The organism is Bilophila wadsworthia ATCC 49260, assembly GCF_000701705.1.
Lineage (GTDB): Bacteria > Desulfobacterota > Desulfovibrionia > Desulfovibrionales > Desulfovibrionaceae > Bilophila > Bilophila wadsworthia.
The window spans coordinates 28,799-41,550 of sequence record NZ_JNJP01000010.1 but is presented as its reverse complement, the minus strand read 5'-3'; the positions used below and the strand labels follow the sequence as shown (position 1 = coordinate 41,550).

Here is a 12,752-nt window from a genome sequence, read left to right as displayed (position 1 = left end):
AACTACCAGACTCTCCCAGAGCTCTTCTCGTGTCTGCTTTCCGTGAATTTTCTGTCTGCCTCACGTCTGGCAGCATCGTCCTTCATCTGCTTTTCAAGCATGAGGAGTTTTTCTTCGGCAACAGCAGCCCGCTTCTCGGCAGCAACGGCACGTTCCTCAGCAAGTTGAGCTCGCTTTTCAGCCTCCTGATCCGTACATCCCGCCAAGCCGGAAACTAAGAGCAGGGAAAGAGCCAATATTCCTAACTTTACAGGGGCAAACATGCGTTATTCTCCTTTACTTTTTATAGGTATCATCTGCCTAATATTACCTGAAGAAGCCTTAGCAGAATTGACAGATAAAGACGTACTGGATTCTGTTCTTGCCAAATATCAAGAAGCTGTGACGCAATGGGCAGACTCTATTCAAGCCCATGCAACAACACTGTTCATGTATCTCGTTGGTATCAGCATAGTATGGCAATTCATTCCGTTGATTTTCCGGCGTTCTTCAATTGCTGAATTCTTCGGAGAGATGTTCCGCTTCCTGACTTTCAGTGGCTTTTTCTTATGGTTGCTCAGAAATGGCCCATCCATTGCTAATGCTATCATTGAATCAATGCGCACTATTGGAAACCAAGCCTCAGCACAGATGGGGGTAAGCCCATCAAATATAGTGGAGATAGGCTTTGATATCTTCCATAAGGCCGTACAAAACTTTTCAGCTCTTTCGCCTCTAAATACCGGAGGCTGCTTAATCATATCCGGGCTCGTCCTTTTGATTCTCGCCCTCGTCGCCATCAACATGCTTCTGCAACTCTGTGCTGCATGGATTATGGCCTACGCCGGCATCTTCTTCCTCGGCTTCGGAGGCAGCCGTTGGACCTCGGATATAGCCCTCAACTACTTCAAAACGGTTCTTGGGATCGGCGTACAGTTGATGACCATGACGCTCATCGTCGGGGTCGGTACAGGCTTTCTCAACGAATTTTACGCCAAAATGTCGGCGGCCAGCAACATGGAAGAGCTCGGTATCCTTCTTGTCTCCGCTCTAACATTATTCATGCTCACGGACAAGCTGCCGGCGATGGTCGCGGGAATCATCAACGGAGCGAGCGTCGGCGGCATGGGCGTCGGCTCTTTTGGTGCTGGTGCCGCCATTGGCGCTGCCGCAGCCGGTATGGGATTTGCCGCGTCTTCAATGGCGGGCTCGGCAAAAACGATGGCCAAGGCAGCCACAGGCATGGCCGGACTCATGAAAGCCGCCAAGGAAGCCAAATCGGGACTGGCTGAAAAACAGGCAGAAGCAATCGGCAAAAAGCACGGGGGACGCATGACCCCCGCATCAGCCGCTGCTCTGATGAATGCGAAGCCGCCGTCCGCGCTTGCCGTCGCCAAAGAAATGGCGGGCACAGCAGCCAAAACGGCATGGAACAATGCGGTGAAAAACAGTGCGGGAGGCAAACTCGCCGAAAACCTTAAAAAGAAAGACTAGGTATTCTACTATGATACGGACGTACCACATCCCTGATCTTCTGTTCTTCTCCGGTGTAATCGGCCATGTCCAACTCATAGGAGGTCTGGCAGTTGAGCCAAAACTGCGGCGTGTTGCCAAAAAACGCGGCAAGGCGAATTGCCGTATCGGCTGTAATTCCACGGCGACCGGAAACAATCGCCTGCACACGGCTCTGCGGCATTCCCGTGGACAAAGCAAGCTGAGTCTGGCTCAGTCCGATGGGCTTAAGGAATTCCTCCAGCAAAATCTCCCCCGGATGTACGGGAGGCATACGATCAAACATGGTATCTCCTAGTGGTAATCAACAATTTCAACGTCATAAGCGTGTTCATCATGCCAAACGAAACAGATGCGCCATTGGCTGTTTATCCGAATGCTGTATTGCCCCTTGCGGTCCCCTTTCAGGGCTTCGAGTCGGTTGGCCGGTGGAATCAGGAGATCCTGAAGGCAGGTAGCGGCATTGAGCAGCTTTAGCTTTCGGTATGCCTGACGTGCTAAGTCAGGTGAAAATGCAGGAACGCGATACCCATTAAAGAGCGTCTCAGCCCGTTTGTCCTTGAACGATTTAATCATACGAATAAAGTAACACGTTAACCGGGTTTTAACAAGTATAAGTGGAGGTCCTGTGAAAAAGTTCATCCTTCTTCTGGCGTTATTCACACTCCTGCCCATGCAGGCTCTGGCCGCCGACCATGAACTCCCCCAGATCGACACTGGCCAGTACGAACTCTCCGGAGACACGAAACTGGCCTGCGAAGCGATCCTCTGCCTGTCATCCGGCACACGCCCCGGAGAGTGCGGCCCGGCGCTCTCCCGATACTTCGGGATCAGCAAAAAGAAATGGAAGGATACCGTGAAGGCCCGCCGGAACTTCCTGAATCAGTGCCCGACGGTCGGAGAAGACGCGAGTATGCCAAGCCTTGTGGAAGCCATTCTTCAAGGTGCGGGCCGTTGCACGGCTGATTTGCTCAACCGCCAGCTCCGGCAACGGGAAGTTGTCCGAGAGTGTATCCCCGACGATGTCTGGAGGAAAATGAGCTGGTATCAGAAGGAAAATACGCCACGCTGCCGTGACAAATACATCTGGGTTGTCGATGACACCCTGCCCTCATACTGCCGGGCCTACGCTGGCCATGAGTACACCTGGAAAGTCGGCGTCACCTATGTCGGGGAACGGCTCAACGGCGGACATTGGGTTAATGAGTAGGGAGCGGATGCAATGACTGACAATCAGATCAGGGAACTCTTCGATACCGTGCCTTTCTTTGTTGACAACCCCATAGAGGTTCTCCGCTCGTCACGCTTCATCCGCTCAATGAGCCATTGTGACTCAGCCTCGGTCAACACAGGCCTAATCTACGGAACGGCCAACCCCGTCTACCAGGGCATGACCTGGCGGGAATTTCTGAGCCACGGCAAAAAGATGAAGAAAAATCTCGACAGATTTACAGTGAACCCAGAGTATTATCTAAGTCATGAACGTTCCGGCACGCCACCGTTCTTTTGTTTTCAGGACGGCAAGGGCTATGTCGCCGAAGATGGCAATCATCGCGCTTGTATCGCGAAATTCTTCCTCTATGCCCAGCCTTCCCCACTGCTGCACGGCGTCCATCTCGTCGAAGTCCAGACCGATGCGCGTATGGAAAACCTCTTCTCGCGCCTTAAAAGACTTCTCCCCCCGTACTGTGCCGTCCTGCCGGTTCACTCGCGGGAAACGGCACGCGAGGACGGCCCGGGATGGAGCATAGCCTTTTTTGACAACAGCCTGCGTATCGAGAACGTCCGCCGCAAAGGATACGCCGCCGAATTCAAGGCGGATGAAATCGAGGAAGGTCTTCTTCCCGCCCTGTGCAACCCCTTCAAAAGACGCTTTGGCCCCTACCGCAATCTTCTAAACTAGGAGTATCCGATGAAACCCATAAGACGGCTTTTCATTGATACCGGCATGAGACAGTCCATCGAACTCTTCCTCAAAGAAGTTTCTTTTTGTGCCATGCGCGCAAGTTGCTGCTCATACGGCGAGGTAACGATCTATATCCCTCATTTTCTCCTTACACCTTCGGCCTCCGCAGGAATCCTCGAGAGGTATTATGGGAAAAAAATTATTATTGAATTGCAATTTGAACGCATGCTGACGCAAATTCTGATTACAGTCGGCACCTTTACCGACTTCACCAATCCCGTACATACAACAGATCGTTTCAAAGTAAACTCTTATTATGAAAGGAAACATCTGAGAACAGAAAACTATACTGTATCGCTAACTGTAGCGTATAAGTTTATCCTAGGTATCATCCCTCATCTACATTCACGTACATTGAATGTAATCACCGTTTCGCCAGATGCTGCTTCCAACTTGATCCATTCCTTTGAGATCCCCGGTGATCCCAGCGGCTCATATACAAGAGTTCTTTTGGCAAACATGTAAATACAACAAAGTTCCTGGCTCTTCTCTGCACGCACTAGAGCATCATAGGGATGATATTTGGGAATTTTACCATTTTTTCGAGGGAAAAATATGGATGCCTCAAGACTTAGCTTATCAGGAGTAAATTTCAGGACAGGTTGATTAAACATAGCTCTAAACCCATCAGGCCATTCCTCAATACGTGCACACCCATAATATATATGAGGGTATGTATGCCATGACTCCATAAATTTGATATGCTTAAAGGCCATACCATATTTCATTATAATTCCTTCTATTGTTACAGAAGGAAGATAGCGTTGTCTTGGAGTAAGATTCTCAAAGGCATCAACAAGTACTTTTAAAGAGCGAGTTTTATTTTGTCCATGAAGAATATTATTTTTTATTGATGCAATGGTTTCCCTTTTATTTTTACTATACTGTTTACGAGTTTCGTCATGCTGAAATTTATTTTTTTCAACCTCACGTCGTGGTTGAAATACATCAGGTACTTTTTCAGAATCAGGTATATTAAGAAAAAGATTTCTATGAGCATTAATCTCATATTCTTCTTTATTCTGAAGCATTTTATGAAGAATTTTTTCATACAAACCAAGCGAGCAATCCTCACTATGTTGATCATGCCCATTTCTACGAAAATGCATCGGCCTGATGCTCACTTCCTTGTCGTAGTTCACCCCAATGATTTCCGGATGAAAGGTTTCCCGACATGCTTCGTCCGGGCACTCAAAGTGTAACCTCCTGCGCTCAGATGGGGGCAATGAAAAATAATAATCGTTGGCCTCTAAAATATCCACATCATAACCCAACTCTACGCAATAGGCCCTATCAATACTGGAATCACTCATGCAACCTTTCTCCTTGGCGTTAAATTGTAATTCTTCAATAACTAAAATCAGCTACGAGGTAAAACATGCGTCTTTTTGTCGCTGAAAAACCCTCACTCGGCAGGGCCATAGCCGCCGAACTCGGCGTCACCAAGAACAACCCTACTTTCCAGATCTGTGGCTCCGATACTGTGACGTGGTGCTTTGGCCATATCCTCGAACAGTACGATCCGCAAGACTATGACGATAACCTCCGGACATGGCGCATGCGCGATCTCCCCATTATCCCCAATGAATGGAAACTTCGCCCCAAAAAAGAAGCCTACACACAGCTTCAGGTGATCAACCATCTGCTTAGTGAGGCCTCCTCCGTAGTCCACGCTGGAGACCCGGACAGGGAAGGCCAACTCCTCGTCGATGAAGTCCTCGAACACTTCCACTACACCGGCCCTGTCCAGCGTATCTGGCTTGCCTCCCTTGACTCTCGCTCCATCCAGAAGGCCCTGAGTACACTCAAGGATAACAGCAACTACGCCAACCTCCGGGATGCCGCCCGTGCCCGCTCTCAGGCGGATTGGCTCATAGGCATGAATGCCAGCCGCGCCATGACCATCTTTGGTCGGGAAACCGGCCATACCGATGGAGTCCTCTCTCTTGGCCGCGTCCAGACGCCGACGCTCGCGCTCGTCGTCCAGCGGGATCGGGAGATCAAGGCCTTCGTGCCCGTGGACTACCTTATCCTCCAGGCAAGCCTCCAAAATGATGCCGGCAGCTTCTCGGCCACCTTCAAACCTGCCGAAACCCAACCGGGTCTTGATCCGGAAGGCCGCCTTGTCGACGCATCCATAGCCCAGGACATCGTCGATTCCGTGCGCGGCCAAACCGGCACCATCACCTCCGTCACACGAGAGAAAAAGAAAAAAGCCGTACCGCTTCCACATTGCCTCTCTTCGCTCCAGAAAGCAGCCTCATCAAAGTTCGGCATGACTGCACAGCAGGTGCTCGATACCGCTCAGTCGCTCTATGAAAAGAAGTTGACGACGTATCCGCGTACCGATTGCCGCTATCTGCCAGAAGAACAGTTCGGTGACGCCGCCCGGCTCATTACTGCCCTCTCCGGTGTTTCCGGTCTTGAAGGCGTCACTGCCAAGGCCGATTCCGCATTGCGAGGCCCTGTCTGGGATACAAAGAAGATTACGGCCCACCACGCGATTATCCCCACCGGCGAAGAGTCCCGGAGCCTCACGGCGCAGGAAACGAATCTGTACCTGATGATCGCAGTCCAATACTTCCTCCAGTTCTACCCCCCGATGAGCTACGAAGCCCAGAAGATCGTTGTCTCCATCAATGATACGACATGGGAAGCGCGTGGACGGCTTATCCTTGAACCTGGATGGACCGGCGTCGCCGCAGAAGAAGATGAGGACGCCAAAAAGAAGGAACCGGAACAGTCTCTGCCTCCGGTCAGCTCTGATACTCCCGTCACCTGCGCCGATGTTGAAACCCTCAAAAAGAAAACCACACCGCCTTCCAGGTTTTCGGAAGGCTCGTTGATCGAGGCGATGGCCAGCGTTCATCGCTTCATATCCGACGCTACGGCGAAATCTGTCCTGAAAGAAAACGAAGGGCTCGGCACCGAAGCCACCCGCGCCGGCATTATAGAGACGCTTAAAGGGCGGAAGTTTATTGCTCCAAGCGGCAAGTCCCTTGTCTCAACGCCGCTTGGCCAGTCTCTCATCGACATGACTCCGGGTGTGCTCAAAGACCCGGTGATGACGGCACAATGGGAACAGAGGCTCGAACAAATCGCCCGTGGTGAACTCACGCGTGACGCCTTCATGCAGGACCAGATCGCGATCTTGCCCACACTCCTCAATTCGGTTCTTTCCCTGCCTGTCACCCTCCTTCCCACCGCTTGCCCATGTCCGAAGTGCGGCAAGGCCATGCGCAAGCGTCCGGACAAGAAATACGGGGGATTCTTCTGGGCCTGCTCCGATCCCGACTGCCATACCTTTCTTCCGGACAACAACGGCAAACCCGGCGCTCCCCGTGAAAAGGCCGTCCCTTCGGAATTTCCCTGCCCCGTCTGCAACCAGCCTCTTTACCGCAAAGAAAAAGAGGGGAACACGTATTGGGCCTGCTACAACCGTGAGGGCCATGCAAACGGCGAAAATGTTTTTCTTCCCGACGATAATGGGAAGCCCGGCAAGCCAAAATCACGGGCACCGCGAATTGTGACGGAATTCGTCTGCCCCGACTGCGGCAAGCCGCTTCTTCTCAAAAACGGAACAAGCAAAACAGGAAAGGCCTGGGAACGTTTTGACTGCTCCGGCTTTCCCTCCTGCAAAGCCAGTTTCTGGGGAAGTAACGGTAAGCCCGATTTCGATAAAAGAGCCGGAACGAAATAGCAGGCCAACACCTTCAAACAACTTTACCAGGGATAAAACATGGCTGACGCGATGCTTGAAAATCGAGCGACGGTATGTGCAGGGAACAAGGAAATTCTTTGCCCAAGATGCGATGAACCGTTTGTCTTCGGCATGAAGGACAACTTTCATGAGTTTTCCATCGGCCTGACAACAATTCTGGAATGTACCGCCATTGCCGAACATCTCGGCTATCTTCCCCAATTTCCCCAGGAATGGTGGGAGGCCACCCTAGAACGGTACCCATTTCTGGCGTATGTGCGCAACAACCTTAACCAGAGGGAGTGAACCATGGATGTTACCAGCTGAGAACAGACCTTATTCCGCTTAATACTCATCCATAGGAGCATAACGATGAGCCTCATGAAATCTTCTTTCCCTTTGACCGTCTACCGTGCCGAATCCTCAACGCTTGCCTCCATCACCAGCGACCGGATCAGACAGTTCACCTTCCACTCCATCGACAACCTCCCCGACGAAAAGGGGTATGGCTTCGTTAATGCGGACGACATGTTTGACCTCGACTGGCACACGTCCGAAAAGGGGCATTACGTAACCTTCGGCTTCCGCGTCGACGTCAGAAAGATCCCCTCGATCATCCTCAAAAAACATCTGAACGAAATGTTGAAGGAAGAACGCGAACGGCTGGCCGCCCAAGGCAGGAAGTTCATTTCAAAAGACAGAAAAAGCGAACTCCGTGAGCTTTGCAAAAGCCGCCTCCTTGCAAAAATGGAACCCCGCCCTTCCATGTCCGGAGTCGCCATAGACATGACAACTGGTCTTGTTTATGTCGCAAGCACGTCCAAACCCGTGCTTGAGCTCTTCGAACAGTATTTCAAGACGGCCTTCGGCGGCGAACTCGAACGTTTGTACCCCGCTGCCGTGGTCGCCTCCGGTTCCGATCATCCCCTCGAAGACTTCATGCGTGAACTCTATACGGAAAGCATGATGCTTTCGCTCAACGGGAAAGACTATCACATCGCGGAACAGGGAAAAGCCACGCTCTCGGGGACTGACGGGCCTTCCGTTTCCGTAACCGACGCGCCGGACAGCGCCCGTGCCGGCCTCGAATCCGGCCTCCTCTTCAAAAGCCTCAAACTGAGGATATCCACCATGCCCGAGGATGAACTCGTCTCCGTCTTCACCCTCAACTCCGACTTTACCTTTTCCGGCTTGAAGCCCCCACGTATGCGCAAGGAAAAAGATGCCGATCCCGATGCCGACTTTCTATTCAAGATAAGCTTCATCGAAGAAACAGTCTCGGTCATGCACGCCCTCTTCAGACAATTCTGCGGAGAAAGGAAATGACGGTCTTTGGAGCAGCCATACTCGGGCTTATTCTGGGGAGCTTCTACAACGTCTGCATTTTCCGGTACATATCCGGAGAATCGGTCGTCTTCCCTCCTTCGCACTGCCCGCATTGCCTGCACCGGTTGAAATGGTATGAACTCATCCCCGTGGTCAGCTATCTCTGCCTGCGGGGACGCTGCTCATACTGCGGCGTCTGGATCAGCCTCCAGTACCCCCTAATCGAGCTGCTCTCCGGAGTCGTGGCCGGAGCCCTTGCATGGCGCTTCGGCCTCGGCCCTAGCTTCGCCGTCTATCTTATAGCTGCCGGTGTGTTAATCGTGGCTTCCGGCATCGACGCCCGCATAGGCATCCTGCCAGACGTGCTGCTCCTGCCTGCCACACTCATCGCCATTCCCGCAGGCGCTCTTCCTCTCGGACATGGGTGGCTGACCACACTCTCCGGCTGTCTGCTGGGCGGAGGCTCCTTCTGGCTTCTGTCTGTCCTCTACAGACGTTTTCGCGGCCGCGACGGTCTCGGTCTGGGAGACGCCAAGCTCATGGCCCTGCTCGGCGCTCTGGCTGGCCCTCTGGCTCTCCCCTCAATCATGTTCATGGGTGCCCTACTCGCGCTCACTTTCGTCCTCATAAGCCGACATCCCCCCAAGACTCCCCTGCCGTTCGGCCCCTGGCTCTCCATCAGTTTTTTTCTTCACACTCTCTTGCCAAGGATAATACTATGAAACGTTTTTATCTCTCCCTCTTTCTTCTTTTGGCGTTGCTCGTCTTTTCCAGTCCTGTACTCGCCGCCGACAGTACCAGCTTTGACCCCACAACGGTCATGGTGCAAAGCGTAGGTGCTTCGATCCCCGTTGGAACGGTGATTACCTGGCCTTCCAACTCATGGCCTTCTGATAGAGATAACTGGCTGGAATGTAACGGGCAATCCATATCCAGCGCAGTATATCCGGAACTGGTCGCGCTCATAGGGTGGAACGTCCCGAATTATCAGGGAGTGTTCCTCCGGGGATACGGTGGCCAAACCAGCTATCACTATGGCGCGGTTGGCCATTGGAGCGCGGGGCTAGGCGAGCTGCAAGGGGATGGAATACGAGAAATATGGGGAGAGCTTTCCTATCTGCCCCGAAGCCGCGATGGAGAAGTGGGCCAGTCCGGTTCACTGGCCTTTTGGAACGAAGGGCGGAATCAATGGATGAATGACGCGGGTAAGGCGCCATCAGGTGCAATGAACTTTTATGCGTCTCGCTCAACTCCGGTTGTTGGTGAAGTCCGCCCGGTGAACCGGGCAGTTCGCTACCTTATCCGGGCCAGGTGACTTGCCAAATCTCTCCGAACTCCTTATTCTCCAAAACAGAAAGGGCCAAGGTGCGCTAACACCTCGGCCCCCGGCATGGGATGGTTCTTTAAGGGCCTCCCCTCCGGTAATGGGTTGATCCAGTTACCCGATGGAGACCCCCAACGGTGCGGCAAACACTGTTGGGGGTCGCTTCATTCCATCGGGCTTGCCTTCTAGCTCAGGATTTTACCCATGAGCCAGCTTGCCAGACGGGAGAACGCGCCCCACAGGGCCGCTTTCGTCACCAGCCTGAGCAGATGGTACATCCGCCGTTTGCTTGGCAACTTGCCTCCTTTCCATCCCTGCCTGTCTGCGGAGAGGAGGCCCCGTATTGCCCCTTGCGGGACTTCGCCACCCTACGGACATACTCCCCGGAAATCAAGGCACGGCAAGCCCTTTTTGCCTTCCTACCAGTGTATCCGGAACTGGTCGGGGTTGTCGGCAGCCGAGTGCCTGATTACCGGGGGCGCTTCCTACGCGGAGTATCCTCTGGACACAGCGTAGGGCAGACGGTGGCCAACTCGATCAAGAGCCATAACCACACTCAGCCAACGCATACTCACAGCTTTTCTGGGCAGCTTGTTTCCACGGCCCTTACCGGGACGGCTACTGGACAGAAATATTCATCATCCGTAAATTTAACCGTTTCTGGGACGGCTGCCGGACAAAGATACAGTGATAGTGGAATATTGTGGACAACAAACTATTATGATGCAACTGGTGTTACAAATGGTTCCGGCCCGATTAGATCAAGCCATATCAGTTCAAATACAACAACAAAAACAGCAAGTTCAAGCTCCATCTCTGGTACAGCCAAGGGTACCGTCTCCGGTACAGCTCAGGCGAGCTCCGTTTCTGGTAATCTACTGAGTCGAACAGTATCGGGAACTATTGGCGCAGGAGGTGGTGATCCTACGGACTATACTGGAGGGTCCGAAACGGCTCCAGATCATATTTACGTCCGCTGTCTCATCCGAGCCAAGCCATAAATATAAAGACAACGCAAGAAAGAACTCTTTTTTTTGCGTTGTCTTTATATTTTAACTGGTTATTTTCTTACCACCAGTCTATCCGGAACTGGTCGGGGTTGTCGGGTGGAACGTCCCGAATTATCAGGGAGTGTTCCTCCGGGGATAGGGTGGCCAGACTAGGGTCAGGATTCATTATTTTCAAGGGAGGAAAACAGGGTATGCAGGAAGCACGGAGGTATCCCATGCGTACCCTGTTTTATCTTTCCGAAAGTCAGTTGGAGCGAAAGCTGTTCTTTCCCCGTTCTCACGGTACCCCCCGTGTGGATGACAGGGGGTCTCAGCGGCATCATCTACGTCATCAAACACGGACTTCAGTGGAAGGATGCACCTGATGAGTACGGTCCGCACAAAACGTTGTACAATCGTTTTATCGGGTGGAACAGGCTCGGTATTTTTACTATAATTTTCAATGAGTTAATAAATAAAATACCTTTTGATGGCTCCCTGATGCTCGACTCCACCCATCTCAAGGTTCGCCGCACGGCGGCAAGCCTGCTCAAAAAGGGGATTCTCCACGTCTTATAGGACGAACAAAAGGTGGCCTGAATTCCAAACTCCATATTGTTTATGACGGGCATGGGCGTCCTGTCCTGCTTTTGCTGACTGAAGGACAGGTCAGCGACTACAAGGGTGCAGCCATCCTCCAGCATCTCCTCCCCGATAACAGCACGTTTTTGGCAGACAGAGGCTACGACGCAACGTGGTTGCGTGAATCTCTGAAAGCCAGAAGAGGGATGACTGTCTGCATGCCACCCTGAAAAACCAGAAATGAAGCATTTCCCTTTGACAACACGCTGTATAATCAACGACATCTTATTGAAAATACATTCAGCAGGCTGAAGGACCGGCGACGTATCGCGACCCGGTATGACCGCTGTGCCATACCTTTTTCTCAGCCATCTGCCTTGCTGTTACCGTTATCTTTTATCTTAATTAATGAGTCCTGACCCTACCATTCTTTGCAATTTTACTCTTTTGTTTTAACATATTATCATTTCAATACCAGTATATCCGGAACTGGTCGGGGTTGTCGGCAGCCGAGTGCCTGATTACCGGGGGCGTTTCCTACGCGGAGTATCCTCTGGACACAGCGTAGGGCAGACGGTGGCCAACTCGATCAAGAGCCACAACCATACGCAGCCGACGCACACACATTCGTTTTCCGGCCAGCTCGTCTCCACGGCTCTTACTGGTACGGCTAGGGGACAATCCTTTTCTGCTTCTGCCAGCCTTAGCGTCTCCGGTTCCGCTTCAGGGCAGACGATTACCAGCGGTGGTGCTGGGGGGCAGAATTTTTCCTATCAGGGGAGTACATCAAGCAGCGGGGGATACTTTGTTCTTTCGCAAGATGTGGGGCATTCCATGCCTTCCTACTACGCCACAAAAGCCAACGGATATGCACAGGGAGGAGGTATTTACCTCAGACGAACCGGTAGTGACGGAAATATTGATACGGTGTATGTCCCAATAGGAACCTCTTCTTCAACGCCTATGGCCGGTACAACTTCCGGTGGAGCAATCTGGGGCAGCACGGGTGGCGGGAGTATTTCCGGTACGGCCAACGGAACAGTCGCGGGAACAGCCAATGCTAGTTCCGTCTCTGGAACGCTTCAGAATGGAGCTGTATCGGGCTCTATTGGGCAAGGCGGTGGTAATCCGACGGATTATACCGGAGACGCTGAGACAGCTCCAGATCACATCTACGTCCGCTGTCTCATTCGGGCGAAACCATAAATCTATATATATGTAAATATGTAATTATATATTTTGTATAAGATAAAGCAACGCCAAGGAAGAACTTATTTGGCGTTGCTTTATCTTATTATCTACCTGTATTTCAATGTTATCTTGACCTAATGAGATACCGAACAGCCCGGTTCACCGGGCGTACTTCACCAACCA

At 52.0% G+C, this 12,752-nt stretch carries 12 protein-coding genes and 1 pseudogene; 9 read left to right on the top strand and 4 right to left on the bottom strand.

Features of this window, described 5'->3' with window-relative positions; all coding sequences use genetic code 11:
* Nucleotides 1–2: 2 nt before the first annotated feature.
* Complete coding sequence (locus tag T370_RS0106245) at nucleotides 3–263, bottom strand: hypothetical protein (RefSeq protein ID WP_029435140.1); 261 nt, start codon at nucleotides 261–263, stop codon at nucleotides 3–5.
* Here T370_RS0106245 and trbL point away from each other — a divergent pair.
* A complete protein-coding gene (gene trbL, locus T370_RS0106240; RefSeq protein WP_051643765.1) occupies nucleotides 262–1,473 on the top strand; it encodes a P-type conjugative transfer protein TrbL in 1,212 nt (403 codons plus the stop codon). The genes T370_RS0106245 and trbL overlap by 2 nt on opposite strands.
* Here trbL and T370_RS0106235 read toward each other — a convergent pair.
* Together T370_RS0106235 and T370_RS0106230 are read right to left on the bottom strand one after the other, a co-directional pair.
* Nucleotides 1,457–1,777, bottom strand: coding sequence for a HigA family addiction module antitoxin (locus T370_RS0106235; RefSeq protein WP_034505894.1), 321 nt, complete (start codon nucleotides 1,775–1,777; stop codon nucleotides 1,457–1,459). The genes trbL and T370_RS0106235 overlap by 17 nt on opposite strands.
* An 8-nt stretch (nucleotides 1,778–1,785) precedes the next feature.
* On the bottom strand, nucleotides 1,786–2,067 hold the full coding sequence (locus T370_RS0106230; protein ID WP_029435137.1) for a type II toxin-antitoxin system RelE/ParE family toxin: 282 nt from the start codon (nucleotides 2,065–2,067) through the stop codon (nucleotides 1,786–1,788).
* Between the two features lie 52 nt (nucleotides 2,068–2,119).
* On the opposite strand from T370_RS0106230, the gene T370_RS0106225 reads away from it, so the two are divergent.
* On the top strand, nucleotides 2,120–2,701 hold the full coding sequence (locus T370_RS0106225; RefSeq protein WP_029435136.1) for a TrbM/KikA/MpfK family conjugal transfer protein: 582 nt from the start codon (nucleotides 2,120–2,122) through the stop codon (nucleotides 2,699–2,701).
* Between the two features lie 12 nt (nucleotides 2,702–2,713).
* Nucleotides 2,714–3,394 carry a hypothetical protein gene (locus tag T370_RS0106220; protein ID WP_029435135.1) on the top strand — a complete coding sequence of 227 codons (681 nt, stop codon included), beginning with the start codon at nucleotides 2,714–2,716 and terminating at the stop codon, nucleotides 3,392–3,394.
* A 398-nt stretch (nucleotides 3,395–3,792) separates the two neighbouring features.
* Here the strand turns inward: T370_RS0106220 and T370_RS24870 are convergent, their stop codons facing one another.
* Nucleotides 3,793–4,770 carry a hypothetical protein gene (locus T370_RS24870; protein ID WP_156034352.1) on the bottom strand — a complete coding sequence of 326 codons (978 nt, stop codon included), beginning with the start codon at nucleotides 4,768–4,770 and terminating at the stop codon, nucleotides 3,793–3,795.
* Nucleotides 4,771–4,835: 65 nt separating this feature from the next.
* Between T370_RS24870 and T370_RS0106205 the strand changes: the two genes are divergently transcribed.
* The 6 genes and pseudogenes from T370_RS0106205 (at nucleotide 4,836) to T370_RS24190 (ending at nucleotide 11,787) form a co-directional block, all read left to right on the top strand.
* Entirely contained in the window at nucleotides 4,836–7,157 is a 2,322-nt protein-coding gene (locus tag T370_RS0106205; protein WP_029435132.1) for a DNA topoisomerase III, read from the top strand.
* 39 nt (nucleotides 7,158–7,196) lie between these two features.
* Nucleotides 7,197–7,463 carry a hypothetical protein gene (locus T370_RS22730; protein WP_051643764.1) on the top strand — a complete coding sequence of 89 codons (267 nt, stop codon included), beginning with the start codon at nucleotides 7,197–7,199 and terminating at the stop codon, nucleotides 7,461–7,463.
* 66 nt (nucleotides 7,464–7,529) lie between these two features.
* The gene (gene rdgC, locus T370_RS23510; RefSeq protein WP_051643763.1) at nucleotides 7,530–8,483 is read left to right on the top strand and encodes a recombination-associated protein RdgC; all 954 of its coding nucleotides are present in this window, start codon (nucleotides 7,530–7,532) and stop codon (nucleotides 8,481–8,483) included.
* On the top strand, nucleotides 8,480–9,205 hold the full coding sequence (locus tag T370_RS0106190; protein ID WP_029435130.1) for a prepilin peptidase: 726 nt from the start codon (nucleotides 8,480–8,482) through the stop codon (nucleotides 9,203–9,205). Before rdgC ends, T370_RS0106190 begins: the two co-directional genes overlap by 4 nt.
* Nucleotides 9,202–9,798 carry a phage tail protein gene (locus T370_RS0106185; RefSeq protein WP_029435129.1) on the top strand — a complete coding sequence of 199 codons (597 nt, stop codon included), beginning with the start codon at nucleotides 9,202–9,204 and terminating at the stop codon, nucleotides 9,796–9,798. Before T370_RS0106190 ends, T370_RS0106185 begins: the two co-directional genes overlap by 4 nt.
* A gap of 1,234 nt (nucleotides 9,799–11,032) precedes the next feature.
* A pseudogene (locus T370_RS24190) lies at nucleotides 11,033–11,787 on the top strand (IS5 family transposase).
* The last annotated feature ends 965 nt before the right edge of the window (nucleotides 11,788–12,752 follow it).

What these genes read in the sequence shown, in the direction of transcription:
- T370_RS0106230 (WP_029435137.1), bottom strand. Translation starts at nt 2,067, where the DNA reads ATGATTAAATCGTTCAAGGACAAACGGGCTGAGACGCTCTTTAATGGG.
- trbL (WP_051643765.1), top strand. Translation starts at nt 262, where the DNA reads ATGCGTTATTCTCCTTTACTTTTTATAGGTATCATCTGCCTAATATTA.
- T370_RS0106235 (WP_034505894.1), bottom strand. Translation starts at nt 1,777, where the DNA reads ATGTTTGATCGTATGCCTCCCGTACATCCGGGGGAGATTTTGCTGGAG.
- T370_RS0106220 (WP_029435135.1), top strand. Translation starts at nt 2,714, where the DNA reads ATGACTGACAATCAGATCAGGGAACTCTTCGATACCGTGCCTTTCTTT.
- T370_RS24870 (WP_156034352.1), bottom strand. Translation starts at nt 4,770, where the DNA reads ATGAGTGATTCCAGTATTGATAGGGCCTATTGCGTAGAGTTGGGTTAT.
- T370_RS0106185 (WP_029435129.1), top strand. Translation starts at nt 9,202, where the DNA reads ATGAAACGTTTTTATCTCTCCCTCTTTCTTCTTTTGGCGTTGCTCGTC.
- T370_RS0106245 (WP_029435140.1), bottom strand. Translation starts at nt 263, where the DNA reads ATGTTTGCCCCTGTAAAGTTAGGAATATTGGCTCTTTCCCTGCTCTTA.
- T370_RS22730 (WP_051643764.1), top strand. Translation starts at nt 7,197, where the DNA reads ATGGCTGACGCGATGCTTGAAAATCGAGCGACGGTATGTGCAGGGAAC.
- T370_RS0106190 (WP_029435130.1), top strand. Translation starts at nt 8,480, where the DNA reads ATGACGGTCTTTGGAGCAGCCATACTCGGGCTTATTCTGGGGAGCTTC.
- T370_RS0106205 (WP_029435132.1), top strand. Translation starts at nt 4,836, where the DNA reads ATGCGTCTTTTTGTCGCTGAAAAACCCTCACTCGGCAGGGCCATAGCC.
- rdgC (WP_051643763.1), top strand. Translation starts at nt 7,530, where the DNA reads ATGAGCCTCATGAAATCTTCTTTCCCTTTGACCGTCTACCGTGCCGAA.